Source organism: Mediterraneibacter butyricigenes, assembly GCF_003574295.1.
Taxonomy (GTDB): Bacteria; Bacillota; Clostridia; order Lachnospirales; family Lachnospiraceae; genus Mediterraneibacter_A; species Mediterraneibacter_A butyricigenes.
In genome coordinates, this window is record NZ_BHGK01000001.1 from 709,992 (window position 1) to 735,149 (window position 25,158).

Genomic DNA, 25,158 nt, shown 5'->3' on the forward strand with positions numbered 1-25,158 from the left:
CTTATCCGACATATCAAATAATAATTTCTACTATATCAATAATAGTTTTTACTTATTTCTATTTTCAAATTATAATCATCTCAGAACTAAAAAACAACATCTTATTTTCAGGGAGGTTTTTCATATGTTAACTGCTGTTACCGGAATTAACTGGGGCGATGAAGGAAAAGGACGAGTCATTGATCTTCTCGCCGAACATGCCGATATTGTCGTACGTTATCAGGGTGGAAATAATGCCGGCCACACTGTCGTCACAGATCAGGGGAAATTCGTATTAAATCTGCTGCCTTCTGGCATTTTGCATCCAGACGTTGTCTGCGTTCTCGGTGACGGCATGGTCGTCGATCTGGAACATCTGGAACGGGAAATTGCCCAAATTGAATCCAACGGAATCTCGATCTCACCGGAGCATTTGAAGCTCTCCTCCCGCGCCACAATCTCAATGCCCTGGCATCGTGTTCAGGACGAATTGGAAGAGGATCGACTTGCCAAATCCGGTTCTGCTTTCGGATCCACCAGACGTGGAATTGCCTATGCTTACAGTGACAAATACCGAAAAAAAACTTTACGGCTCGGAGACCTTCTGCATTTAGAGGAACCAGGTATGCAGAATCGTCTGAAAATGATGCTGGAATCCAAAAATATGGAATTGGCCGGATGTTACCACCAGGAACCTATGTCCTACTCTGCTTTGCTCACCTGGTGCAAGAAGGAAGCGCAACACTTTGCGCCTTATATCTGTGATACCGGCAGTTATCTGGAACAAGCTCTGCAACATGGAAAAAAAGTGCTATTAGAAGCACAGCTGGGAGCCATGCGTGATATTGATTACGGAATTTTCCCTTACACGTCTAGTTCTTCCACTATCTCAGCCTATGGACCAATCGGAGCCGGTATTCCAGGTGCTCATTTAGATCATGTGGTTGGCGTTCTCAAAGCTTACTCCACCTGCGTTGGTGCCGGTCCGTTTGTGGCAGAACACGCCCTGAGCGAAACCTGGATGGAATCCCTGCGAAAAGCCGGTGGCGAATATGGCGCTGCCACTGGTCGTCCTCGTCGTGTCGGTCCGTTTGATGCGGTTGCCAGTCGTTATGGTCTGAAATGTCAGAATGCTGATCAGATTGCTTTGACCAAATTAGATGTTCTCAGTCAGTTTGATGAAATTCCGATCATTGTCGGTTATAAAAAAGACGGACAATTCGTAGACCATTTTAATCCCATGGACAATCTGGAGCTCTGCGAACCGGTTCTGAAATATATCCCGGGATGGAAGGAAGATATTTCTTCCTGCACCAGTTGGGAGCAGCTCCCTGAAAATGCCCGTTCTTACATTCTGCAGATTGAAGAATTACTGAATCATGAAATCTCATTTATTTCTGTCGGTGCAAAACGAGAACAATATTTACTGACACATGGTGCAAAGGAGATGTTTTTATGTCATTAGTTTTACCTCGAGAAGAAGAAGTTGAAAATATGTTTTCCCGGATTCTTTCCTCTGATGTCTACTGCAAAAGACTTCTGGATACCTTTTACGATCATATGTGTGACGACAATCGTTCTGTCGATTCCGATCCCACACATTTTGCGGAAGTTCTATTAAATGCTTATAAAAACGGAGATGTCAGCGCTTTACTGCTCGAACTGTGCCACCGCAGTATGTTTGATCTGCTCAAGGAAGCTTATCTGATTCCAAAACGTTTTCATGGAAAATGCGGGGAAAATCCAGTGCTTCTGACGGATGCTGACGGAAATCTTCTTGAAGAGAAAAAAGGACTGGTTTCCAGACATGAATACAAAAAGTTTCATGAAGTATATGAGGCGCATCATGCCGCCCCCCGGTCAAAATTATATCTGGCTGATGGCTATGATCTGGTTCGGTACTACACCCAGGATATGGAACTTAACGAGAAAGCCGAAAACAGAGAGCGGGGAATTCTGATTTTATATGCACTTCCTGATACGAAAAAGTTGGGACTGACCGAGGCACAGGCTTATGATGTAATCTGGTCCACCTTCCATGAGATTCAGGAAGAAGCCTATTCTGCCGTTGTATATTACGGACAGGAGACCGGCACCAAATCCGGAAAATCTTTTGACGAACTCGGCGTGCTTCTTCCGATTCGCCAATTCGAATCAAAAATGCTCCAACACTTCGGAGTCATCGACGGCTTGGTCCTTGCCTGCCGTGAAAAAATGATAAAGACTGCCGGCATCGACAGTCTGGATCTATAAGTAAAACGAGGAATGTAACATGAATACTGTAACAAATCAATCGATCATCAAAAAAAATCACATGGATATCCTGTGGCACGAATATGCTGATCAGACAGACAATACCCCCATTACCAAGGCTAGTCTGTCTGCAAAAGCTTCCGTCGTCGGAAGAGTCGGTGTCCTGATGCTTTCCTGCGGAACCGGAGCCTGGAGAGTCCGTAGTTCTATGAACGAGCTCTCAGAATTAATGCATATCACCTGCACCGTTGATATCGGTCTGATGTCCATTCATTATACCTGTTTTGACGGAGAAAGCAGTTTCAGTCAGTCTCTTTGCCTGACTAACACCGGTGTCAATACCTCCCAGCTGAATCGCCTGGAAAAATTTGTCTCCAACTTTTCCCAGAAAGAGCTCTCTCAAAGCTGTGAAAAAATCCACTCCGCTTTAGATGAGATCGAAGAGATCCATGCGCTGTACTCCCCTACCACTTTGGGAGTAGCCGCGGCATTAGCCTGCGGTGCTTTTACTTTCCTTCTAGGCGGCGGAATCGTAGAAATGCTCTGCGCTTTTGTCGGAGCCGGCATCGGAAATTTCATTCGTTGCAAACTGTCCAAGCATCACCTTACATTATTTTTATGTATTATTTCATCCGTATCTGCTGCCTGTCTGACCTATACTGTCCTCCTGAAAGTATTGGAGATTATTTTTGCCGTCAGACTTCAACATGAAGCCGGTTATATCTGCTCCATGCTGTTTATTATCCCAGGATTTCCATTTATCACAAGTGGAATCGACTTGGCAAAACTGGATATGCGTTCTGGAACCGAACGACTGATGTATTCCCTAATCATCATCACAGTCGCTACCATGACAGCCTGGATTCTTGCCATGCTGCTCGGCTTAAAACCACTTCCGTTCCTTCCAATGGATCTTGCATTATGGCAGTGGATTCTGTTTCGTCTCCTTGCCAGTTTTTGTGGAGTCTTCGGATTCTCTATCATGTTTAACAGTCCCAGGCGTCTTGCAACTGCTGCCGGTTTGATCGGTGCACTCTCCAATACCTTGCGTTTGGAGTTAATTGATCTTGTCAATATGCCACCAGCCGCGGCTGCATTTATCGGAGCATTCCTGGCCGGACTCCTGGCTTCTACCCTGAAGGGTGTTGCCGGATACCCGAGAATCTCAATTACCGTACCTTCTATTGTCATTATGGTGCCCGGATTGTATCTATATAAAGGATTTTATAATCTTGGAATTATGAGCCTTTCCACCGCAGCTTCCTGGCTTGCCTCTGCATTGCTCATCATTCTTGCCCTGCCACTGGGACTGATTTTTGCACGAATCCTGACAGACCGAACTTTCCGCTACTGCACTTGATACACTTTATAACTGTGGGATCACACATGCCAGATCTCCTTCGATTCCGATTCCGCGTATATCGAGGTCTTCTGGTATCGCCACGTCATCTAGATTCAATCGAATCATTTGGATATTTTTATGTTCTCGCGCCAGCTTTTCAAACGGAAAACGAAAAACGCCCGTGGACAGACAGCAAAATGCAATCGACTTTACTCCATATGCTACAGCCAGTTCCAAACATTTTCTGTAACAACTTGCAAGCAATTCCTCATCCTGTCCAGTCACTTTCCATTCCACAATGGGGCCCACTGTATGAAGAATATAATCGGCTGGAAGATTATAGCCAGACGTAATTTTCGCCTGCCCGGTCGGTTCTTCATACCCCTGTTTTTCCATGATCTCATGCATTTTCAGACGAAGCTGGATCCCAGCATAAGTATGGATAAGTTTCTCTGTCCCTGTGCATCTACTGGGATTTCCACTCTCTGCATCCGCTTTTGCTCTCCCAATAAATACTCTATCAGATAACGTCGTTTTTCTCCCTGATTCACCTGTATCGCCCTCTTTCCATTCTTTTCTTTATCGCTTACGACTCATCCAACTATAATCGTCCTGATATTTTTCATTCTTTCTTAAAATGTATACGGCGGATTTCCCTGTAAAAATTCTACCACACGTTTCATAGTTTGTACCTCCTGTTTTTAATTTATTTTATATGTACTGTTTTCCGATATTCTTGATCACGGTTACATTGCTGTGTAATTGAAGGATTGATGCTGGAACTTGTGGCGTGATTGGTCCGTTCAATGCTCTTTCCAGAATTTGCTCCTTTTCTTTTCCATTCACAATTAGCAAAATTCTCTTCGCCTGCATAATATTTTTAATTCCCATAGTATACGCCTGTTTTGGGACCTTCTCTTTTGATTCAAAAAATCTCTGATTTGCCTCAATTGTGCTCATTGACAAATTCACACAATGGGTTTCTTTTTCAAAAGCACCACCCGGCTCATTGAAACCGATATGTCCGTTTCTTCCAAGTCCTAAAAGCTGCAAATCTATTTCCCCATGTTCATGAATGATCCGATTATACTCCTCACAGGCTTTTTTCGAATCTTGCTCCATACCATCTGGCAGAAAGGTTCTTAACCTGTCAATATTTACATGTGCAAACAATTGATGTTCCATATAATATCGATAACTTTGAGGATTATCAGCCCCGATTCCTTTATATTCATCCAAATTTATCGTTGTCACCTGTGAAAAATCGAGATCTCCCTTCTGATACCATTCAATTAACTGTTTATAAATCCCCAAGGGCGAGGAACCTGTCGCCAGGCCCAATACACAATCCGGCTTCATAATAATCTGCGCCGAAATAATATTTGCCGCTTTTCTGCTTAAATCCTGATAGTCTTTTGCCTTGTAAAAAATCATAATTCTTCTCTCCTTTCCTTTTCTTAATGAAAACTCAACTCTTATTTGCTCTGTTCTTCTTTAATACAATTGACGAATTACCTACTACGACGTACAATAAAAATAACTTCATTTAAATAAGCTTTTTCAGGAGGATACCTCATATGATCTGGAAAGAAACTGGTGTAAATAAAGGTTCCTATATGTGTTTTTTTAATCTGCCCTCTTCATTTAAAGCATTCTATTATTACATGGTTAGTTGTGGATATTTTCTGTGTAATGAATCTTATGAAGTACGGAATGATGGAAATCGTCCTCCGCTTTTCTTCTATATTATAACCGGAGAACTTAAGCTGGACTATCAGGACAAACATTACTGTGCCGGTTCCAATGACATTGTTTTATTAAACTGTTATCGCCCTCAAAGCTATTATTGTACTTCTGACTGTGAATTTTTATTTTTCCATTTTGATGGCAATACTGCTCCAGAACTAACAGATCATCTGATTGACACCAATGGCGGACCAATCTTTCATCTAAACAATGCTTCTACTGTCTATGAAAGGATCAACAAGCCTGTTATGAATTTATGTTATCAGGAACAAGTTTCTGATGCGGCCTTATCTTCCCTTGTCTATTCTACATTATGCCTGATTCAGGAAAACAGTTTGTTAAGCTCTGCTTTTCGTAGTTATTCTGATCCTGTAACAAAAGTTATCAACTATATCGATAAAAATATCAATCAACATTTTACTCTAAAAGAATTGTCCAACTATGTAAACTTAAGCCCTTATCATTTTTCACGGATATTCAAAAAGGAAACCGGATACTCCCCTTTAGAATATGTATCCGTTACAAAAATCAATTTTGCAAAACTGGCTCTCCGAACATCAGATATTGCTATTTCCGAATTAGCAATTTCTCTCGGCTATAGCTCCTCATCCAGTTTTATCAATGCTTTCAAAGCCCAACGCGGTGTCTCTCCAAACCGTTATCGCAATGAATATTACGCAAATGTATCTGCAAACCAAACTTATTAAAATAACAAAAGGGAGGCCAAAATCTTTTTCAGCCTCCCTTGTTTTTCTCTATCTCTTTTATAGATTCTTCAAGCAAATCCTACTTCAAATCCAACACAACCGGTACAGATCTGTATCCAATTCCCATTCTATCGATTCCCATATCAATCAATTTCAGGAAATGCTCTCTTGTACGAATACATCCGCTACCTTTGATCTTACAGGTATCACCGACTTCGTCCATAATCACCTGGATAATCTCCGGTGTTGCACCATGTGATTCATAACCTGTCAAGAATCCGGTACTGGTCTTTACAAAATCAACGCCTGCATCCATACAACATTTGCAACCAAGTTTTACCTGATCTATATTTAATGCATCTGTTTCCAAAATAACTTTTAATTCTCTTCCATATTTATGAGCGGCTGCTACACACGCTTTCAAATCTTCGACAATTTCTTCCACCTTACCGGAACGCAGTTTTCCATAGTTAATTACAATATCTACTTCCTTTACCGTATCATATTTTGCAACAGTTTCAATCTGCTGTACTCTAGATTCCGTCGAGCTGGTTCCAAATGGGAAATCTGTCACCGGACAAAGCATTGTCTCAGATCCTTTTACATATGGTTCACAAAGTTCCATATATCCTGGATTGATGCAGATTGTTGCACATCCCAGTTTTACGCCATCTTTTGTCAAATCTATAATCTCTTCCTCTGTAAACTCCGGTTTTAATACAGAATAATCGATATAAGATGCCAACTCTTTCACTGTCATGTCTGCTGCTTTCTTTTCTGGTTTCTTCATGATATTCTTCTCCTTTTTCTACTATTATATAAAGTCATAGTCTTTTACCTTTTCTCCCGGTTTGACTATGCTATTTTAAGAGACTGTGAATCGGATTTTTCCTGTCACAGTCTCTTTGTTCCCCAATTAGTTACTCTTCGACCACAACCCATTTTTCTTCTGCTGCCGATTTCACAATTGCTTTGCACAATGCCAGTTCTCTATATCCATCTTCAAATTTTGGATAATATACATCACTATCTTTTCCTGCCTCAATTGCCTCATAGATCTTACGGATCGTCTGTTTGGATGCGTCTGCAAATCCTTCTGTATGTCCACCCGGATAACTGTTATATTCTACAACATTCGGATACATTAAAGATGGATCTTTCATCATGATCTCATTGTTCCCATCTCTGTGACCAATCCAGATCTGATTCGGTTCCTCACTGTCAAATACTACGGAACACTTACTTCCGTAAATTTCAAAATACATCCTGTTTTTGCGTCCTGCTGCAACCTGATTGACTGTAAAAGAACCATGCGCTCCATTATCAAATTTAATCAACACTGTTGCATAATCTTCTGTGTCAATCGGAACTTCTTCATAATCACTTGGCTGAAGCACTTTTCCAGAATAAGTTTCAACCGGCTTCAATGGTTTCTTTCTGATCTTATAGAATGTTTCAAAATCAGCACATACTTTTTCTGTTTTTAAACCAGTAATACTTTCTACCGTATCGAACCAGTGTGTACCGATATCAGCAATCGCACGTGACTCTCCACTAAACTGTTTTTCCAGTCTCCAACTATAATCTGTATCTTTAAATAACCAATCCTGCTGATAAGAACCATTGACAGCGAAAATTGTTCCCAAATCACCTCTCGCAATCATTTCCCGGATCTGCTGTACCAGTGGATAGGTACGGCAATTCAAATGCATTGCACAGATCACATCATGTTCTTTTGCCAACTCTACCAATTCTTTTCCTTCTTCTACATTCATTGCAAGCGGCTTTTCACAAACCACATGTTTTCCTGCCAAAATTCCTTCTTTTGCGATCTGGTAGTGTAAATGATTCGGAGTACAGATATGAATTACTTCCACATCCGGATCTGCGATTAGTTCCTTATAATCTCCGTATGCACGTTCAATTCCCAAACTGTCCGCTTTGGCTCTTGCCAGTTCTTCATTGATCTCAGACAACGCGATCACTTCTGTATTCGGCTGTCTTCTGATCGCTTCTACATGGACCGGTCCGATAAATCCTGTTCCGATCACACCAACTTTAATTTTTTTCATATGCCTTCACTCCTATGCTTCCAATTTATTTTCGCTCCAGTTCTCTATAAACTGTTGCAATTCCTGATATGTAGCACTTCTTGCTTCTCTGACATAAAATCCAGAATTTGCTGTTCCCATCAAAAGAGATTCTTCCAGATCAAATCCCAACATCCTGCCCAGGATGAAGCCTGCATTAAAATTATCTCCCGCTCCGGTTGTCAGCTTCGGCTTCTCACAATATGGTCCCTGTACAGATGCTTTCTCTTTTCTTGAACAACCGCTTGCTTCTTTTACCGGGTGGATCACGATCTCTGATATCTGAATCTGCCCTTTCAGAAATTCTGCCACTTCCAGAACATTTTCAAAATCTTCTTTTGATTTTCCATACAACTCGGCAATCTCATAAGATTCCTTTTCATTCAATCCCAAAATTGTCTCAAAAGTATCATCAAACGTTTTCAGACATTCCAACGCTTCTAAAATATCTTCCTTCATTCGCTTTTCCGGATCTGCAAGATCAATAAATAACACTTTTCGTTCCTGCTTTTTCAGATTTGGAACAATCTCGCGAATAATATGTTTCCAAATTTCTGTCGTGTTCAGCAACATCGTCCAGTTCTCAAACCCGATCAGATCACTTTCTTCGATCAATTCTGCAAACTTCTTGATTCCAACCTTTTCTACAATCGTTTCCCAACTAACTTCTTTCAAAGTCTCCAGTTTTCCGCTGATAATCTTTCCATCCAGAAATTCAATAGCATCTGTAAATCCCGGATCAGAAATCGAGATTGCATGAACATTTTCTGTAAATTCATGAAATACCGGATGAACGTTTTCTTTCCCCAATGATCCGATATAATTCATCTTACATCCATGACGAGCCAGCGAATTTGCCATGATCGGACCATTTCCTCCAAGTTTTGTCTGCACCGGAACCATTTCCACATTCAGACTTAATCCAGCAGCTTTACAGATCTTTTTCCCGTAATCTTCCATATAATTCACACGTTCAAAATGTTCTGCATCATATCTCTTATCCACCACATGAAGCACCTGATCTACAAAACCATCAAACCCCATCAAAATTTTTATCTGTTTCGGATCTCTGTCCTTCATTTTTTTTGCAACTGTCTGTAATAACTTCTTGTTTTCCATAGGTGTTCCTCTTATCTGACAAACTGATTCATATATGCTTTTGATAAAAGAATGGAATCCAGTCTGTCTTGCAAAGTGTCTTCGTATGCCCTATCTTCTACTTCTATAACGACTGCGCCCTTATATCTGATATCATTTAACGCTGCAATCACTTCACTCCAGTTAATATCTCCCTGTCCTGGAAGCTTCGGTGCATGATAATCAAGCGGCGGTGCAAACATTCCAACCTCATCATATTTTTCCTGATAAAATTTTGCATCTTTAATATGGATATGGAACATCTTCTCTTTAAAATCAAGAATGGGTTTCACATAATTCATTCTCTGCCATACGAGATGAGACGGATCATAATTCAAACCGAAATTCTCGCTCTTAATTGCATCAAACATTTTTCTCCAAAATGCAGGACTGCATGCCAGGTTATCACCAGACGGCCACTCATCTCTGAAATACATCGGGCAGTTTTCAATACCAATTTTCACCTTGTGTTTCTCCGCAAATGCAATGATATCCGGCCAGACGCTCATAAACTCTTCCCAGTTCTTTTCCGGTGTTGCGGTTCTGTTCTTTCCAATAAAAGTATTTACAACCGGTACCCCCAGTTTCTCTGCCCCTTTGATACATTCTTTGATATGAGTGATGGATACTTCCCTCACCTCAGGATCAGAAGATAATGGATTCGGATAATATCCAATACCGCTGATTGTTACATTTCGATCTTCTGTATATTTTTTAATGTAAGCGACCTTTTCATCGTCCAGATTTGCTACATCGATATGAGTAACCCCTGCATATCTTCTAGCTGCTTTTCCATACGGCCAACAAGCAAGTTCCACACATGCAAACCCATTATCTGCTGCAAAATCAATCACTTCTTCAAAACTTAACTCCGGTACGATTGAACTTAAAAAACCTAATTTCATACTGACACCTCCATAGTCTTGTTTTTCTTTCTATCTGCTGACTTTCTCTCTCACGTACAAAATCAACATGAGTAACAAAATAATACCGATACCGGTCCATTTTCCTGCATCTCCCCAGCCATACGCAACAAACAGATTCGTCAAAGTCTGTAAAACCATAGCTCCTAACGCTACATTAATATAATTTGCTTCACCACCTTTTAATGAAACTCCTCCGACTACAACTGCTGCAATACTGGGCATTACATAACTGGATCCCATATCTTTAAACGCCTGTCCCAGATTTCCTAAAAGCAAAAGTCCTATTAGCCCGGCAATCACACCACTTGCAACAAAGGCACAGGTTCTTATCACTTTTACATTTAATCCACATCGAAATGCTGCAAGTTCATTACTTCCAATGCTTTTTAACTTCACACCAATCTTTGTCATCTGTAAAATAACCGTAGCAACCACGATCACTACCAATAACAACCAGATAATATTGGGTACAATTCCAACCTTACCGTTTGCAATTGTGGCAAGAATGGGGGCCGGAGCACCTGTCACTCCATACTTGGAGGAATATACATTTACAATTCCCTGCACCACGCTAGTCATTCCCATCGTTACTACCAAAGACGGTAACTTTGCATAACTGACCAGAAGTCCGTTAATCAACCCCACAACTCCACCGATTGCAATCGCAATCAGAACTGCTTTCCACAATTGTGCATTACTGCCTTTTAAAATCTGAGCGGATAACACCGCCACCAGGGTCGCTACATATCCAACCGAAAGATCGATATCCCCTCCAGTACATGTCACCAACAACTGGCATAACGCAAATAATGCGATATAAGTAGCGAACTTTAACATTTGCATCATTGCATGAGGTGAAGCAAAACCAGAAACTGATATTCCGCCGATAAAATAAAGTAGAACAATAAAGGCGAGAGCTGTCACAGTTTTTTTATTAAACTCAAATATTTTCGTCATATTATTCACTTCCTTTTACCACGAATTTTTCATTTGCCATAGAATAAATAACTGAAGTCGATATCGCAACAATAATGATCACTCCACTGACCAGGACCTGATACTCGCTTTGAATTCCCAACTGATAAATCAATTTATTTACGAGACTCATAATCAACGCGCCTACAATTGCCATATAAACTTTTCCGCTTCCTCCACTGAGTGCAATTCCGCCTACAACAACAGCTGCAATTGCCTGCAACGTAAGCGCATCTCCAATTCTAGCAGAACCAGACTGATTCTGTGCCGCATAAAACAATGCACATGCATAAATGAAAAGTGCATTTATAATATATGTACACATTTGAATTTTTGATGAATTAATACCGCTCTGATAAGCAATGTCTCTGTCTGAGCCAACTGCGTACATATATCTTCCAAACTTTGTCCGACTGATTACAATCCAAATAATCACTCCAAGAACAATCAAGAAAAAGCTGGTTGGCAAAATTTTTCCGACAGATTTTAGAAATTCAGGTGCATTTTCCACTGATCCAAAATTGTAGAAAACACGCATCCAATTTACACACTCTCCTCCTGGCGTAGGCATAATAAAGAGGGCCAATCCCAACCAGATATAAGAGGTTGCAAAAGTTGCGATCAGTGCAGGCACTCGCAAATAACCTACAACCACTCCATTCACTACCCCCACAATGAGTGCCGTTATCAATCCAAATAATAATGCTTTCCAACCAGATGCCGGATTATCCGCTTTCATAGTTGCCGTCAACACACATAACATCAATGACATTGCTGGCCCACAAGAAAGATCCAACCCTCCAGCGATAATCACAAAGGCTTGTCCCATTGCCAACAAAATTAATGGAGTCCAGGATACAATATTATTTTTAACTGTTGCTGAATAAAAGAAATTAGACTGTAGAGAGGCAACAAGTACGACCATAATCACCAAAAGAATGATGGTTGCTGTCTCTGGATTATGTAATACTTTTTTTACTTTTTTCCCAACCATTACGCTTCCATCTCCTTTCTTTCCCCTTCCGGAAGATTGAGCGATGCTTTTGTAATATTGGCATTCGTAATATCATCTCCACTCAGTTCTTTAATAATACTGCCTTCGTACATCACCATAACCCGATTACAGTAATCTACTAACTCTTCATTATCACTGGCATATAAGATCACGCTGATTCCTTTTTCTTTTGCCAACTTCAATACAAAATCATATAAGTCCTGCTTTGCCCCAATGTCTACACCTTTTGCCGGGTCAGAAAGAAGTAATACATTAATATCAAAAGGAATCCATTTTCCGACAACAACCTTCTGTTGATTTCCTCCAGATAAATTATTTACTTTCTGATCAATTGTATCTGTTTTGATCGACAGAATCTTTACTACTTCTTCCGCTTCTTTCTGATATTTTTTTACCGGTGTAAAAAGCGGTTGTTTTTTCATGGCCAGCTTTGGCATGATCATATTCTGATACACAGAATCCTGCATCATCAGCCCTTCGGTCTGACGGTCTCCTGGTACAAATACAATGCCTTCCCGAATGGTCGTCTTTGGAGATTTTAAGGAAATCTCTTTACCATCCAATATAGCCTGCCCCTTTATTTTTTTATAATTTCCAGCTAGTGCCAGCATCAGTTCAACCTGTCCTTGTCCCTGTAACCCTCCAACTCCAAGAACCTCTCCTTTTTTCACAGACAGATTGATATGTTTCAAAATCTCCTGATACTGCAAATCCTTCACTTCAAATTTTGTCTCTTCCGAAATGTCTTCATTTTTATGTTTCTCGGATGTACCCTCTATATCACCGGTAATCAATCCTATAATCTCATCCTGGTTTTTCCCGTCTTTTTCAAAATCAATGCTTCCGGTGTTTTTTCCATTATTAAATACCACAATGTCATCACAGATCTCCATGATCTCTCCCATTCGATGAGATGTGAAAATAATTGCTACACCTTCTGATGCAAGTTTTTTCATATACCAGAATAAAGCCTTTACCTGTGCCTGCTCCAATGCTGCTGTTGGCTCATCTAATATTAAGAGCCTTGGCTCTTCTGAAATTGCTTTTATAATTTCAACAATCTGTTTCTCACTGGAATTTAACTGAATCACTTTTCTTTCGATATCGAATCCAGGAACAAACTGGTCGATCAGTTCCCGTGTTTTTTCCCTTGCCGCCTGGTTGTCAAGGAAAACCCCTTTTCTCTGTTCAAAACTTAAAACTACATTCTGCCAGACTGTCAGATCCGGAATCAAACTTAGATTTTGAAATGCCATAACAATTCCGGCTCTTTTTGCTTCGATAGGATCCCGAAAAGCTACTTCTTTTCCCTGATATGTAATTGTCCCACCATCCGGAAGATATACACCTGTGATTATTTTTGAAATTGTACTCTTGCCAGAACCATTTGTCCCTAGCAATCCTGTAATTTTCCCCTCACGACATGTTATATTTCCATTGCTGAGGGCTGTAACTCCACCAAATCGTTTGACAATATTTTTCGCCTCTAGTATTGCCATTCGTTTTCCTCCTTAAAAAACTCTTCTCTCCTGTACCATTCAGACGTACAGAAGAGAAGAGTCTATCATTACTTATTTGAATAATGCCTGAACGCCGTCCTCATCAAACCATTCGTCTAAAAGATAATCATCTGATTTTCCATCAAGAAGTTTCATTGCATCATCAAAATTATCCTGTGTGTAGAATGACTGTACCTGATAATAATAAATATTGCCGTCTAATTTAGATTCATCTAATTCTTTACCTTCAGCCATATTTACAGCGATTCTCAGCGCGGATGCTGCGATTCCCGGAGGATTCGGCTGTGCACATGCCTGGAAATCTGCTCCCTCATCCATCAGTTTCTTCCATTCCTGGAAGAATGCCACACCAGGATCACCAATCATAGCTTTTGGAAGGATTCCTGCATCTTCACATGCAGATAAACATCCATAAGCCATACCATCCTGAGTGATAATACCATCAATATCTTTTGTTGTGCTTAAAATCTGTGCACATGCTGTTTTAGCCTGAGTCTGATCCCAACCGCCAGATGCTTTCTGTACAACTTCAAGATCCGGATTCTCTTCAAGCACTTCCTGCAATCCTTTATCTCTTGCGTTGTCTGCCGGGTTTCCATCAAGACCATTGATATTGATCAATTTACCTTTTCCATCCAATGCAGTTGCAATAAACTCTGCATTCTTCTTCATCCATGCAGTATGATCAAGCTGTACATTCAGAGCTCCCGGCGCATCACATCCGGTATCTGCAATCACTACCAATTTTCCTGCATCCTGAGCTTCTGCAATTGCTTCGTTCAATGCCGTACTGTCATTTGCATCAACGATGATGATATTGACATCCGGATCTGCTGTAAAGTCACGAATAATGTTTGCCTGTTCCGTTGCATCACCATTCGTTGTATTATTTACGATCTTATAATCTTTCAGCCGTCCATCTGCCTTGTACTCTTCTGCAACTTCCTTAAAGTCATCGATCATCTGATCTCTCCAGGAGGTTCCCGAAGAACCGGATGTAAAGCCGACTACCAGATCTCCTTCCGGAATAATCTTATACACATCGCCTTCCATCACGTTTTCTGATTTACTATCGGAAGATGCTTTGTCCGATTTATCCCCAGAACCACCGGAACAGCCAACCAACATAGTACTCAGAACTGCTACTGCACACAATACACTGACTAATCGCTTTTTCATTTCTTTTCCTCCTCTTTCTTGTTTTTTTGTATTGCATATGTGTTATTTGTAGTATACATTTCATACATTTATTTGTCAATCATTTTTCGAATATTTTTTAATTATAGTTGCATTTTCTATATTATGACGAATTTGTCAGATATTTTAGATTTTAGCTTGACAACTCCTTTTCTATAGGCTTATGCTATTTTTGAATATTGCTAAAGGAGAAAATCTATGGATATCGAAAAATTAAAGGAATCTTTTGAGTTTTCCCACACAAGTACAACTCCCTTATATATGCAGTTAGCATCGTTTTTTAAAATTTGTATCCAATCTGAAGTGTTAAAAATAGATGAGCAGCTTCCTACCGAGGAAAGCATCAGCAAAGCTTATGGCATCAGTCGCACTACCGTTCGTCAGACCATGGATCTACTGATCAAAGAAGGTTATCTGCTCCGTGTTCGAGGAAAAGGATCCTTTGTGATCCCCCGGAAACTAAACCGTTCCATCAATCGTTTGTATTCTTTTACATCCGACATTAAAGCTACCGGTGCGGTTCCTTCTTCTAAAGTATTGGAGGCTTGTATTGTAAAAGATCCACCGGAATATATTCTGGGAGAACTTCATCTTCCGGGCTCTCAGAAAACTTTATTCAAGCTTGTTCGCTTGCGATGCAGTGACTCTGTCCCGATCCTGATCGAAGAAACATATATTCCATATTATTTATGCAACGGCATCGAAACTTATTCATTTGAACGCAATTCTTTATATGATGTTCTTACTAAACAATACGGACTGAATCTTTACCATGCTACGGAATATATCGAAGCAGTTTCTCTGAAGGACAAAGAGAAAAAAATGCTTCAATGTTCCTGCTCCGCCGGATTTAAAATCCATCGAATCGCTTCTTTAGAGTCTGGATTCTCTTTTGAATATACGACTTCCATTACCCGTGGTGATCGAAGCCGCTTCCACCTGGATTTGTATAATACACCAAACAGCGAAAAAAATATCAAGCTGAATTTCTTTTAATCCCCAGAAGTGCCTTCTGGCACATTCTGGGACTCAATACAACTTTTATACCCCTTGCCGCTTTAATACACCGTCCACAAATTTCTTTGCGCGCGGAATATCCCCTTCATCCAGGTGTTCAATAATCAACGGGATATTCGGATGATATTTTGCCAGAAGTTTGAGATACAGATCATAGTTTAAGCAGCCAAGTCCCGGTGCCGGAAGTTCTACTGCCCCAGAACCGCGAAATACATGAGATTCATCCGCATCAATATCGGCCTGTTTGACCCCGAAATCTTCTGCAAATTTAATATCTTTTGCATGAGCGATTACCATTTTGTCCGACAATGCATGGAAAATCCTCTGCAGTTGTCCGTCAATATCATGCATCAGTTCTTCGGTAAAGTAATTGGTCGGATCACAGATTAGTTTCAGGTTCGGCATATTGATATCCGAAAACAGTCTCTGAAGCTGTTCGATGGAGCCAATCACATTATTCACATAATTCTCCACGATGTAGGTCGCACCGACTTCTTTTCCGAATTTTACAATCTCTGCAATCGCTTCCGCCGTTTCCTCATATGCCAGTTCCGTCTCATTGGCCTCATCCCATACCCAGTCACTTTCGAGGTTCTTGGTTCCTGTTTCACTGGCGACATAAGGGCATCCAAGATCCAGTGCTCGCTCCATAATCATTTTGATATAATTCAGATTTGCTTTCTTCTTTTTCGGATCATGATGAATCAGATTTGTATAAGCCGAAATTGCTACAATCGGCAGATTTGCATCCCGGAATTTATCCCGAATTAGATTTGCCTTTTCTTTGGTCAGATATTCTTTCGCTGCATCACAATCCTTAAATGACACATCCAACTGCACACAGGAAAATCCATCCTTTTTGATTCTGCGGATTGTTTCATCAATGTCAAACGGATAATATCCCGTAAAAATGCCTGTACTGATCATATATTTTCCCTCCTTTTCTTAAAACTCCGTATGTAATGGCAGAATTCTCTTCTCTTCAATCGCTTTCGGAATTGTACAGAGAATATCTATTACATGTCTCGCATGCTCCGGTGTCAGTCCTGTCTGTGTATCCTGTTCGATTGCTTCAATCAAATCTGCCAGACATTCACACTGTTCAAACTCTCTGTCCGGCTCTGTAACCGGTAACGGATCCATCCAACCGCGTACTTTAATTGCCGGGTCATCCACATACAGACGAACGCCTTCTCCTTGTCCGATGGTCAGTTCTCCCAGAATCGTAACGGTTCCATGAGTTCCATATACTTCCAGCATATTTACAGTCGATGCTTTCTGACAGAAACCGGTATCAATGATTCCGATACATCCATCTCCCCAATCCAGTGTGATCAGGTAATTATCCGGAAGCATATCTGATTTGATCTTCTTTCCGTCAAATGCTCCAGAACGTACTGTCCGTTCCGGTTCTGAAATGGCAGCCATACATCCGACTTCTTTCGCCGGCCCCATCACGGCAGTTGCCATGGTGATTCCATGAACCCCCATGTCGTATAATGCGCCGGCTCCCGGTTTGAAAAACCAGGACGGATCCGCATCACGGAACTGAAAATACTCCGGTCCTCCATGGGATGCGTGTACCCGAACCATCGTTACTTTTCCAATTGCACCGCTTTGAATGATCTCCCGTACTTTCTGGATATCCGGGCGGATCATATGGATCGGAGATGCAGAAAACTTCACATTTGCTGCTTTCGCCGCCTCAATCTGTTCTGTCACCTCTTCTACCGTCAACGCAATTGGCTTCTGGGAATACAAGTGTTTTCCTGCTCTCAGAGCTTTCATATTAATCTCATGATGTGCCTGGATAGATGCTGTATCCATCAAAATATCAAATTCACATTTTCCCAGCAGTTCATCAATCCCCCCATACCATTGCGGTACATGAAATTTTTCTGCCACCTCTTTTGCCCGGTCTGCATTGATATCACAGACCGCAACCAGTTCTGCTTTCTCAATGCGGCGCATCTGCGGAATGTAAATTTCCTGGGCAATCATCCCACATCCCATGATCGCAACTTTCCACTTTTTCATACGTTTCCTCCTTTTCCTGTTTTTATGATCCTGATCTAAAATTTCCCATATTTAATGTTTTTTCCGTTCTTCTTCTCTCCAATTGTTCTGATATCCACTGATCAGATCTACAAACCTTTTCGCCGTCAGGTGTGGCCGTGTAATTGCACTTCCCACAACAACCGCATGTGCTCCCAAATACAGGCATTTAATCGCATCTTCCGGAGTATAAATATGCCCTTCCATGATCAGATATGCCTGATCACCGAAGTCCCGACACATTCTTGCAAATTCTCTAAGATCTGGCTGTTCAATGTCTTTTGTTTGCCTAGTATAGCCATAGAGTGTCGGGCCAATCACATCTGCTCCCAGTTCCAATGCTCTTTTTGCTTCCTCATAAGTAGACACATCTGCAAAAATAATGGCTTCCGGTAATGCCTCTTTTACTTCTGGCAATAAATGATAAGCTTCTCTTCCATTTATCATCTGATCTGTACAGTCTAGTGCAATAATATCTGCTCCTGCTTCATAAACTTGTTTTGCTGCTTCCAATGTTGGTGTGATAAACACATCGGTTCCTTCCTGCCAGATTTTATACAAACCGATAATTGGCAAATCTACCACTTCTCGAATTGCGCGGATCTGTTCCGGTGAATTAGCACGGATTCCAACTGCTCCCGCCCATTGTGCAGCTTCTGCCATTTTCACCGGCATTTCTTCACTGTAAATTGGATCATCATGCTGCACCTGACATGATACGATCAGCCCACCTTTCAGTGACTCTAAAATTTCACGTTTTCGTGCATCTGTTGTCTTCATATCATTTCCTCCCTTTTATTTTTTGTCATATACGCTACGTTCTCTGCCTGTTCAAAAACACATCCCCGCGCTTTTCCTTGCCATTTCCAAAGTTTCCACCACTTGAAGGGTTGTTTCCAACCTTCTGTTGCAGTCCTCAAAATCCTGATTCTGAATCATTTTCATGATTTCCTGCACTTCGATACACCAATGTCCCATTGTGTGCAGATTATATGTCTTTCTGTCTGATTTCGTCACAACTGTCACTTCATCACATCGATTACTTTCTGCCGGAACTAAAATATATCCTTTCTCGCCCAATAACTGTACACTGTTCTCACACCACACATCTTTTGCTCCGGTACACTGGCAAAGGAATTCCGGATATTCCAAAATCAAAATTCCACTGGTATCAATCCCATTTTCCGCTTTTTGCGGGAAATAATGTACACGTTCCGGTTTCCCGTATAAGCCAACCACGAAATAGATATTGTACAAATTAATGTCCATTAGCGCTCCACCTGCAAATTCCGGATTAAAAATATTGGGGTTCTCTCCATCTCTGAACTGATCATATCTACTGGAATACTGGCAGAATGTACACAGGATTATTTTCACTTTTCCGATAGTCGGCAACTGCTCTTTTACTACTCTGTAATTTGGCATATACATTGTAGTAATTCCTTCTATAAGAAATAAATTTCTTTCTTTTGCCATTCTAATAAGTTCTTCTGATTCTTCTGAATATACAGTAAAAGGTTTCTCGCAGACTACATGTTTTCCATGTTCCAACGCTCTTTTTGCCTGCTGATAATGTAAACTGTTTGGAGATGCAATGTAAATCAGATCAATGGTTTTATCCGCATACAACTCTTCCAGCTCTGTATAAACTTTTCGGACTCCATACTTTTTTGCAAACAGTTCTCCTCGCTTTTTTTCTCTTGAGTGAACTGCTGCACATTCCACACCATCTGCCATCTGAATTCCTTTTAAAAATTCTCCAGTAATCATACTAGTTCCGATTGTTCCAATCTTCATCTTCACCACCTCATCGCATCTGACAGGATGCACCTATTAGTTCCATCCTTCCTTTTAGCCCTATTATGCCATACTCTTGCGGAACCAGAATATGATCTCCCTTTCCCACTTTCAGGTCTCCGATACTACCCTCTCCATTAATCACATTCAGGATCAGAAACGGCTCTTTTTGCTTTATATAACAGTTTTTTTCCAATTCCATTCTCCAAATGGTATAACAGGGATGTTGTATCAGAACATATTTACTATTCTTTTCTTGATTTATTTTATGTTTCACACATTGTTCTACAGGTTTTGCCGGAACCCTCACTACCTCCAATGCTTTCGCCGTCTGCAGTTCCCTTTTCTTTCCATTTTCAAGGCGATCATAGTCATACAAACGATAGGTAATGGTGGAATTTTGTTGAATTTCCAGTAATTTGATTCCGCCCTTGATAGCATGTAATGTTCCCGCATCAATCTGTATAAAATCTCCGGGATGGACCGGAACTTCTCTTAATAAAGTCTTCCACTGCCCGTTTTCTACCTCCTGCGTGAATTCCTGTTTTGATTTTGCATAATGCCCTAATATAACCGAAGCATTTTTCTCACAATCCAGAATATACCAACATTCATTTTTCCCCTTTTTCCCATGCTCATTTGCATACGCATATTGATCATTCGGATGTACCTGTATACTGAGATCCTTTTTGGTATCGATAACTTTGACCAATAACGGGAACTCTTTTTCCTTCATTCCTCCAAAGACTTCCCTCTGTGTGCTCCAGAGTTCCGACAAAGTCTTTGCATTCCATCCCTCTGTCTGAATCTCACAGTCCCCCTGTGGATTCCCACTGACAACCCATGTCTCCTTTCCCCAGATCAAATGTTTTTCAATTGGTTCTAAACAGATCAACTCTTTCATTTCCTATCCACCTATAGTAAGAGTCAGTCCCATATTTTTCCCCATTTCCAAAAACGGTTCTAACTCTTTCGAATCCAGCCCTTTTCGGCATTCGAATGGATATGTCCTCCCCAATTGTTGATATTTTGCAATTCCCAAAACATGATAGGGTAACAGATCTGCTTTATTCACCTGATGCTGTCTTGCAAATCTGAAAATCTCTTCTATTTCTTCTTTCGTGTCATTCAATCCCGGGATCACCGGAATCCGAACCACTGTTTTTTCTCCGGACGTTTTGGATAAATACGAAAAGTTTTCCAAAACAATTTCTAAATTTCCACCAGTAAATTTCTTGAATTTTTCAGGATTCAATGTCTTAATATCGAAGAGAAACAACTCTGTTTTCGGAACAATTTTTTTCAAACATTTCAAAGAAACATATCCACAAGTTTCTATTGCTACCGGTATTTTTTCTGTTTCACACAGTTCGAGCAACGGATATAGTGCCTCTGTCTGGAGCAGTGCTTCTCCACCAGATAACGTAATCCCACCCTTTGTTTTCTGATAATAGTCCTTATCTTTTTTTACGATTTGAAAAATTTCCGACGTCGTCATTTCCTGTCCACATCTGGACATTGCTCCTGTTATGCATGCATTTGCACAATCACCACATCCGATACATTTCGTCCGGTCAATCCGGGCTTTTTTATCTTTCAGGCTGATTGCATTTCTGTTACAATGCGGGATGCAGCTTCCGCACCCGACACATCGTTCTTCTCGAAAGAGAATCTGCGGTTTCATGGATTGCGATTCCGGATTTGCACACCACGGGCAATGCAACGGGCATCCTTTCAAAAATACAGTCGTTCGGATTCCCGGTCCGTCATGCAGCGCAAATCGTTCAATATTAAACACATGAAGCCGCTGTTCCAATCTTACATATCCTCCTCTCCATGCAGGGATCGACTCAGGAGCTCTTCCTGAACCGAACGATCCAGATCCACAAACACTGCGGAATATCCCGCAACACGTACGATCAGATCTCTGTGTGCCTCCGGATGGATCATGGCATCTTCCAGTTCCCCTTTATCTACAACCGTGACCATCAGATGACAGCCACCCTTTTCAAAATACGTCTGAAACATTGCACGGATCAGTTCTTTGTTTTTCTTAAAAAAGCTTCTGGAAAACTTGATGTTCTGTACCGAACCGGCATGATATTTCGGATTAAATTTTGCCAGCGAATTCAGCATCGCCGTCGGGCCATTTCGATCTGCTCCCCCTTGCGGATTATTTGCCGGATTCATATACATTCCTGCAGTTCTTCCATCCGGCGATGCTGCGGTTCTGATTCCCCATTCCGTATTCAGCGAATTATTGCTGATCACGATCAGGAAATACTGCATTCCCTTCTCAATTCCACGGTCACGAATGCCTTTTGCAACATATTCATAGACCTCATTTGCCATCGCATCCACATTATCCAGATCATTTCCGTATTTCTCGCAGTCCAGACAATCCTTTCTCAGCTTTTCACAGCCTTCAAAGTTCTTTAAGACTGCCTGTTCCATCTCTGTTAATGTATACTTCTTTTCTTCAAACACAAGCTTTTTGATTGCCCACAAAGAATCCGAAGTATTAATATTCCCATAGGTTTCACAGGTGCCACCCAGATATCGCACTCCTCCGTCCAAAAGAGCCTTGCCGCGCTCCAGACAGTCATCCATCAGAATACTGGTAAACAGGAAACTGACATGTTCATTCATGATCCTGTATGACTGAAACTGGGCTTCTGCTGCCAGATCCATATAATAGTCCAGTACTTCTTTATACCCTGCAAAAAAGTCCTCAAAACTTTTTATTCCTTCCAGTTTCTTTGGCTTCAATTCTCCCAGTTTAAATTGACCATCCATCGGATCAATTCCCTGATTCATGTAAATTGTCAGAATCTTCAGCAGGTTGATACAGATATTGGGGGTTCCGGTACTCTGTCCCCAAATCACAAATTCCGTACATCCAAACGGTACATATCTCTTCGCAGTCTCTTCATCGACACGCATTCCGTAAGATACCGCCGGAATATTCACTTCATCATTATATAAAGTCGGATAGGTCGCACCTTTTCCCAGTGCTTCCATCACGTCTTCCCACACATCTTCCGGAGTATCTTTTTCCAGACGAAGTGTAAATTGCGGTTCCACATATTTTACGTTTTTGCACACCTTCATGGCGATGCGCATAAACTGATCTGCTTCTTTCGGATAGCGTCTTCCTTTTCCGCCCACAATCACACGGCCGTTCACCGTCGTCCTGCGGTTTTCGATCATCGTCCAGAGAGATTTCAGGTACCGGTACGCTTCTTCTTCCGATAATCTGCCCGCCTCCAGGTCTGCTGCCAGATATGGTCCCAGAAAATCATCCAGTCTTCCGTAATTAATCACACCCGCCAGCAATGCATACAGCCATAAGAGCTGCAACGCCTGATGAAATGTAACCGGCTTATGGTCTTTCAGGTATTCCAGACCATCTGCAATCCGCTGCAATTCCTGTCTTCTTTTCTGATTTGTTTCCGGGAGCTGCTCCATTTGCTGTAATGCCCGGTTTTTCAATGCTTCTGCACTTTCTGTCACAATCTCCAGACACTCCAGACAAGTCTGATAGAATTCATTTTCCGGATCTGCATTGATCTTTTTTTGAATCCGCTCCTTTAATCCCGGAATTCCCAACTCCAGCAGTAAATGATAATCCAACATCATTCCGGAAAGTCTTGCCGTAGCAATCATCGGATATTCCACATCAATGAATCTTCCGATTGTCGTCTCCGTCAGGATCTCTTTACAATACAGAACTTTCAGATCCTGATTCTCCCAATATCGATAAAGTTCTTCCACCCGATCTGAATATTCTTTTCCTTCTTTTTCGATTTCCCGTTGAAATGCCCGAAGTTTGTTAAAAACACAATAATGTCCGACTCCGCCTATGGAAGTAACGGTACCAAAACCGATCGGCAGAAAGTCCAGGCGTCCCGCGATCAGATCCTGTTCCTCAATCGAACGGAACAATGCCGGGAAAATCACCTTCAGGCACTCTACTTCTCTCCGCTCTTTGGATCGGTTTAAATTCGCCTTGTGAGTATCCGTATATTGCTCCATTCGTTCCAATTGCCAGATCAAGCTCTTTTCACATTTTATCTTTTTACTGACTTCTACGTTCTGACTTCCTTCTATATCAAATCTGACCATTATGACACCCCATTCTTTTTTCGGTCCATTCCATATTTTTCCAACATCGCAGCCCCGATGATCCCTGCATCATTTCCACATTCTGCCAGACGAATTTCCGGGACTCCAATCACATCAGCCGCATAAGTATTCTCCATAACTTTCTTTTTTAATGGAAGGAGCAATGTGTCTCCCACATTAGAAACTCCTCCGCCCAATATAATAATCTCCGGACGAAAGATCACGATAAAACTGGACATCGCACAGGAAAGGTAATCCACATATTGTAAGAATACATTTTGTGCAACCTGATCTCCCATCTTATAAGCATCCACTACCATTTTTGCATTCAACTGCTCCGGATTCTTTCCGCACAACTCATACATGACCGAAGATTCATTTCCCTGAAGTGCTTCTTTTGCCTGCCGGATCAATGCTGTTGCCGAGCAGTACGCTTCCGCGCACCCCAACTGTCCACATGTACAGGAGGAGCCGTGATAACATAATTTGGTATGCCCCAACTCTGCTCCCATCATATCGGCACCTGCATAAATCTTTTTATTCAGGATAATTCCGCCGCCCAGTCCGGTTCCCAGAGTCAACATCAACACATCATGATACCCTTTCCCCGCACCTGCAAGCACTTCGCCAAGTGCTGCACAATTCGCATCATTTTCAATATAAATCGGCAGAGAACTATGCTTTTGCAAATAGGAATAGATATCAAGATTTTTCCAGCCAAAACAATTGGCATGAACCAGTAAACCCGTCTGTGGATTTACGTAACTTGGCATTCCAATTCCCCAGAAAGAAATCTTAGACATAGGAAGTCCCAGGTGCTTCACTACACTTTTCGACACCTTCGCCATATCCGATGTAATCTCTTCTACACTTCGTCCGGCTCCCGCCGGAATACTCTCTTTATGTAGTAAATTACAGTTCTCATCCACTATTCCTGCCGCAAGATTTGTGCCACCTACATCTAATCCCAGATAATATTTCATTCCCCACCCTCCTCATATTTTCTATCAAAATCATATCTCCTTTCTCTACTTTTTTCAATGCTACAGAATGCGGAAAAGTTTATTTAAATTGCTGTTTATATTCTGTGAAATCCTTTATTGCACAGGGTATATTTTCCTGTATAATCACCGAAAATGTTCCAAATTCTATGCAATCTCCGAGGGTTTTAATCAAACTTCAGGGGGCAGCGCATCTCCAGATTTAATAGAGGTACTAACTTTTTTACCATATGTCAGACAATTAAAAACAGCTCCACTGAGCCTTTTTTCGCTATT

The 25,158-nt window shown here is 41.2% G+C and carries 23 protein-coding genes and 1 pseudogene; 5 read left to right on the forward strand and 19 right to left on the reverse strand.

Features of this window, described 5'->3' with window-relative positions:
* The first annotated feature begins 124 nt into the window (after positions 1–124).
* The 3 genes from KGMB01110_RS03410 to KGMB01110_RS03420 are packed head-to-tail and all read left to right on the forward strand — an operon-like array spanning position 125 to position 3,592.
* Positions 125–1,444 carry an adenylosuccinate synthase gene (locus tag KGMB01110_RS03410; protein ID WP_119297568.1) on the forward strand — a complete coding sequence of 440 codons (1,320 nt, stop codon included), beginning with the start codon at positions 125–127 and terminating at the stop codon, positions 1,442–1,444.
* Complete coding sequence (locus KGMB01110_RS03415; protein ID WP_119297569.1) at positions 1,435–2,232, forward strand: DUF4866 domain-containing protein; 798 nt, start codon at positions 1,435–1,437, stop codon at positions 2,230–2,232. Before KGMB01110_RS03410 ends, KGMB01110_RS03415 begins: the two co-directional genes overlap by 10 nt.
* Positions 2,233–2,251: 19 nt before the next feature.
* On the forward strand, positions 2,252–3,592 hold the full coding sequence (locus tag KGMB01110_RS03420; RefSeq protein ID WP_117889107.1) for a threonine/serine exporter family protein: 1,341 nt from the start codon (positions 2,252–2,254) through the stop codon (positions 3,590–3,592).
* A gap of 126 nt (positions 3,593–3,718) precedes the next feature.
* Here KGMB01110_RS03420 and KGMB01110_RS03425 read toward each other — a convergent pair.
* From KGMB01110_RS03425 to nagB, 3 genes and pseudogenes are all read right to left on the reverse strand, one after another.
* Positions 3,719–4,027 (reverse strand): annotated as a pseudogene (locus KGMB01110_RS03425) (macro domain-containing protein); the annotation flags it as partial.
* Complete coding sequence (locus tag KGMB01110_RS14880) at positions 3,985–4,125, reverse strand: hypothetical protein (protein ID WP_156085432.1); 141 nt, start codon at positions 4,123–4,125, stop codon at positions 3,985–3,987. The pseudogene KGMB01110_RS03425 and the gene KGMB01110_RS14880, both read right to left, overlap by 43 nt.
* Before the next feature lie 160 nt (positions 4,126–4,285).
* Entirely contained in the window at positions 4,286–5,008 is a 723-nt protein-coding gene (gene nagB, locus KGMB01110_RS03430) for a glucosamine-6-phosphate deaminase (protein ID WP_117889104.1), read from the reverse strand.
* Between the two features lie 143 nt (positions 5,009–5,151).
* Here nagB and KGMB01110_RS03435 point away from each other — a divergent pair, with 143 nt between their 5' ends.
* Positions 5,152–6,027 carry a helix-turn-helix domain-containing protein gene (locus KGMB01110_RS03435; RefSeq protein ID WP_119297571.1) on the forward strand — a complete coding sequence of 292 codons (876 nt, stop codon included), beginning with the start codon at positions 5,152–5,154 and terminating at the stop codon, positions 6,025–6,027.
* 79 nt (positions 6,028–6,106) lie between these two features.
* Here KGMB01110_RS03435 and deoC read toward each other — a convergent pair whose 3' ends face one another.
* The 8 genes from deoC to KGMB01110_RS03475 form a co-directional block, all read right to left on the reverse strand.
* The gene (deoC, locus tag KGMB01110_RS03440; RefSeq protein ID WP_117889102.1) at positions 6,107–6,817 is read right to left on the reverse strand and encodes a deoxyribose-phosphate aldolase; all 711 of its coding nucleotides are present in this window, start codon (positions 6,815–6,817) and stop codon (positions 6,107–6,109) included.
* A 130-nt stretch (positions 6,818–6,947) separates the two neighbouring features.
* A complete protein-coding gene (locus tag KGMB01110_RS03445; protein ID WP_117889101.1) occupies positions 6,948–8,099 on the reverse strand; it encodes a Gfo/Idh/MocA family protein in 1,152 nt (383 codons plus the stop codon).
* Positions 8,100–8,111: 12 nt separating this feature from the next.
* A complete protein-coding gene (locus KGMB01110_RS03450; RefSeq protein ID WP_117889100.1) occupies positions 8,112–9,236 on the reverse strand; it encodes a PfkB family carbohydrate kinase in 1,125 nt (374 codons plus the stop codon).
* A gap of 11 nt (positions 9,237–9,247) precedes the next feature.
* On the reverse strand, positions 9,248–10,159 hold the full coding sequence (locus tag KGMB01110_RS03455; RefSeq protein WP_117889099.1) for a sugar phosphate isomerase/epimerase family protein: 912 nt from the start codon (positions 10,157–10,159) through the stop codon (positions 9,248–9,250).
* Between the two features lie 30 nt (positions 10,160–10,189).
* On the reverse strand, positions 10,190–11,137 hold the full coding sequence (locus tag KGMB01110_RS03460) for an ABC transporter permease (RefSeq protein WP_119297572.1): 948 nt from the start codon (positions 11,135–11,137) through the stop codon (positions 10,190–10,192).
* Between the two features lies 1 nt (position 11,138).
* Complete coding sequence (locus tag KGMB01110_RS03465) at positions 11,139–12,149, reverse strand: ABC transporter permease (protein ID WP_117889097.1); 1,011 nt, start codon at positions 12,147–12,149, stop codon at positions 11,139–11,141.
* Positions 12,149–13,669, reverse strand: a complete 1,521-nt coding sequence (locus KGMB01110_RS03470; protein ID WP_119297573.1) for a sugar ABC transporter ATP-binding protein — start codon at positions 13,667–13,669, stop codon at positions 12,149–12,151. The genes KGMB01110_RS03465 and KGMB01110_RS03470 overlap by 1 nt, the downstream gene beginning before the upstream one ends.
* A gap of 72 nt (positions 13,670–13,741) precedes the next feature.
* Positions 13,742–14,869: a substrate-binding domain-containing protein gene (locus KGMB01110_RS03475; protein WP_117889095.1), complete on the reverse strand. Its 1,128-nt coding sequence runs from the start codon at positions 14,867–14,869 to the stop codon at positions 13,742–13,744.
* Positions 14,870–15,085: 216 nt separating this feature from the next.
* On the opposite strand from KGMB01110_RS03475, the gene KGMB01110_RS03480 reads away from it, so the two are divergent.
* Positions 15,086–15,883 (forward strand): GntR family transcriptional regulator, encoded by a 798-nt coding sequence (locus KGMB01110_RS03480; RefSeq protein WP_119297574.1) that lies wholly within the window; start codon positions 15,086–15,088, stop codon positions 15,881–15,883.
* 45 nt (positions 15,884–15,928) lie between these two features.
* Here KGMB01110_RS03480 and KGMB01110_RS03485 read toward each other — a convergent pair whose 3' ends face one another.
* From KGMB01110_RS03485 to KGMB01110_RS03520, 8 genes are read right to left on the reverse strand one after another with little or no spacing between them, the layout of a single operon-like run.
* Entirely contained in the window at positions 15,929–16,831 is a 903-nt protein-coding gene (locus KGMB01110_RS03485) for a sugar phosphate isomerase/epimerase family protein (RefSeq protein ID WP_117889093.1), read from the reverse strand.
* A gap of 18 nt (positions 16,832–16,849) precedes the next feature.
* On the reverse strand, positions 16,850–17,941 hold the full coding sequence (locus KGMB01110_RS03490; RefSeq protein ID WP_117889092.1) for a Gfo/Idh/MocA family protein: 1,092 nt from the start codon (positions 17,939–17,941) through the stop codon (positions 16,850–16,852).
* Positions 17,942–17,992: 51 nt separating this feature from the next.
* Positions 17,993–18,739: an N-acetylmannosamine-6-phosphate 2-epimerase gene (locus tag KGMB01110_RS03495; protein ID WP_117889091.1), complete on the reverse strand. Its 747-nt coding sequence runs from the start codon at positions 18,737–18,739 to the stop codon at positions 17,993–17,995.
* Between the two features lie 51 nt (positions 18,740–18,790).
* Positions 18,791–19,756 carry a Gfo/Idh/MocA family protein gene (locus KGMB01110_RS03500; RefSeq protein WP_119297575.1) on the reverse strand — a complete coding sequence of 322 codons (966 nt, stop codon included), beginning with the start codon at positions 19,754–19,756 and terminating at the stop codon, positions 18,791–18,793.
* A 10-nt stretch (positions 19,757–19,766) separates the two neighbouring features.
* Positions 19,767–20,660 carry a mannose-6-phosphate isomerase, class I gene (gene manA / locus KGMB01110_RS03505; RefSeq protein WP_117889089.1) on the reverse strand — a complete coding sequence of 298 codons (894 nt, stop codon included), beginning with the start codon at positions 20,658–20,660 and terminating at the stop codon, positions 19,767–19,769.
* 3 nt (positions 20,661–20,663) lie between these two features.
* Positions 20,664–21,572, reverse strand: coding sequence for a glycyl-radical enzyme activating protein (locus tag KGMB01110_RS03510; RefSeq protein ID WP_170141685.1), 909 nt, complete (start codon positions 21,570–21,572; stop codon positions 20,664–20,666).
* 2 nt (positions 21,573–21,574) lie between these two features.
* Entirely contained in the window at positions 21,575–23,881 is a 2,307-nt protein-coding gene (locus KGMB01110_RS03515; protein ID WP_119297576.1) for a pyruvate formate lyase family protein, read from the reverse strand.
* Complete coding sequence (locus KGMB01110_RS03520) at positions 23,881–24,864, reverse strand: ROK family protein (protein WP_119297577.1); 984 nt, start codon at positions 24,862–24,864, stop codon at positions 23,881–23,883. Before KGMB01110_RS03520 ends, KGMB01110_RS03515 begins: the two co-directional genes overlap by 1 nt.
* Between the last annotated feature and the right edge of the window lie 294 nt (positions 24,865–25,158).

Excerpts from the sequence above, each read along its gene's own strand:
- KGMB01110_RS03475 (WP_117889095.1), bottom strand. The coding sequence starts at position 14,869 with ATGAAAAAGCGATTAGTCAGTGTATTGTGTGCAGTAGCAGTTCTGAGT.
- KGMB01110_RS03490 (WP_117889092.1), bottom strand. The coding sequence starts at position 17,941 with ATGAAAAAGTGGAAAGTTGCGATCATGGGATGTGGGATGATTGCCCAG.
- nagB (WP_117889104.1), bottom strand. The coding sequence starts at position 5,008 with ATGATTTTTTACAAGGCAAAAGACTATCAGGATTTAAGCAGAAAAGCG.
- KGMB01110_RS03515 (WP_119297576.1), bottom strand. The coding sequence starts at position 23,881 with ATGGTCAGATTTGATATAGAAGGAAGTCAGAACGTAGAAGTCAGTAAA.
- KGMB01110_RS03460 (WP_119297572.1), bottom strand. The coding sequence starts at position 11,137 with ATGACGAAAATATTTGAGTTTAATAAAAAAACTGTGACAGCTCTCGCC.
- KGMB01110_RS03435 (WP_119297571.1), top strand. The coding sequence starts at position 5,152 with ATGATCTGGAAAGAAACTGGTGTAAATAAAGGTTCCTATATGTGTTTT.
- deoC (WP_117889102.1), bottom strand. The coding sequence starts at position 6,817 with ATGAAGAAACCAGAAAAGAAAGCAGCAGACATGACAGTGAAAGAGTTG.
- KGMB01110_RS03495 (WP_117889091.1), bottom strand. The coding sequence starts at position 18,739 with ATGAAGACAACAGATGCACGAAAACGTGAAATTTTAGAGTCACTGAAA.
- KGMB01110_RS03480 (WP_119297574.1), top strand. The coding sequence starts at position 15,086 with ATGGATATCGAAAAATTAAAGGAATCTTTTGAGTTTTCCCACACAAGT.
- KGMB01110_RS03445 (WP_117889101.1), bottom strand. The coding sequence starts at position 8,099 with ATGAAAAAAATTAAAGTTGGTGTGATCGGAACAGGATTTATCGGACCG.
- KGMB01110_RS03465 (WP_117889097.1), bottom strand. The coding sequence starts at position 12,149 with ATGGTTGGGAAAAAAGTAAAAAAAGTATTACATAATCCAGAGACAGCA.
- KGMB01110_RS03470 (WP_119297573.1), bottom strand. The coding sequence starts at position 13,669 with ATGGCAATACTAGAGGCGAAAAATATTGTCAAACGATTTGGTGGAGTT.
- KGMB01110_RS03500 (WP_119297575.1), bottom strand. The coding sequence starts at position 19,756 with ATGAAGATTGGAACAATCGGAACTAGTATGATTACTGGAGAATTTTTA.
- KGMB01110_RS03520 (WP_119297577.1), bottom strand. The coding sequence starts at position 24,864 with ATGAAATATTATCTGGGATTAGATGTAGGTGGCACAAATCTTGCGGCA.
- KGMB01110_RS03415 (WP_119297569.1), top strand. The coding sequence starts at position 1,435 with ATGTCATTAGTTTTACCTCGAGAAGAAGAAGTTGAAAATATGTTTTCC.
- KGMB01110_RS03485 (WP_117889093.1), bottom strand. The coding sequence starts at position 16,831 with ATGATCAGTACAGGCATTTTTACGGGATATTATCCGTTTGACATTGAT.
- KGMB01110_RS03420 (WP_117889107.1), top strand. The coding sequence starts at position 2,252 with ATGAATACTGTAACAAATCAATCGATCATCAAAAAAAATCACATGGAT.
- KGMB01110_RS03455 (WP_117889099.1), bottom strand. The coding sequence starts at position 10,159 with ATGAAATTAGGTTTTTTAAGTTCAATCGTACCGGAGTTAAGTTTTGAA.
- KGMB01110_RS03410 (WP_119297568.1), top strand. The coding sequence starts at position 125 with ATGTTAACTGCTGTTACCGGAATTAACTGGGGCGATGAAGGAAAAGGA.
- manA (WP_117889089.1), bottom strand. The coding sequence starts at position 20,660 with ATGAAAGAGTTGATCTGTTTAGAACCAATTGAAAAACATTTGATCTGG.
- KGMB01110_RS03450 (WP_117889100.1), bottom strand. The coding sequence starts at position 9,236 with ATGGAAAACAAGAAGTTATTACAGACAGTTGCAAAAAAAATGAAGGAC.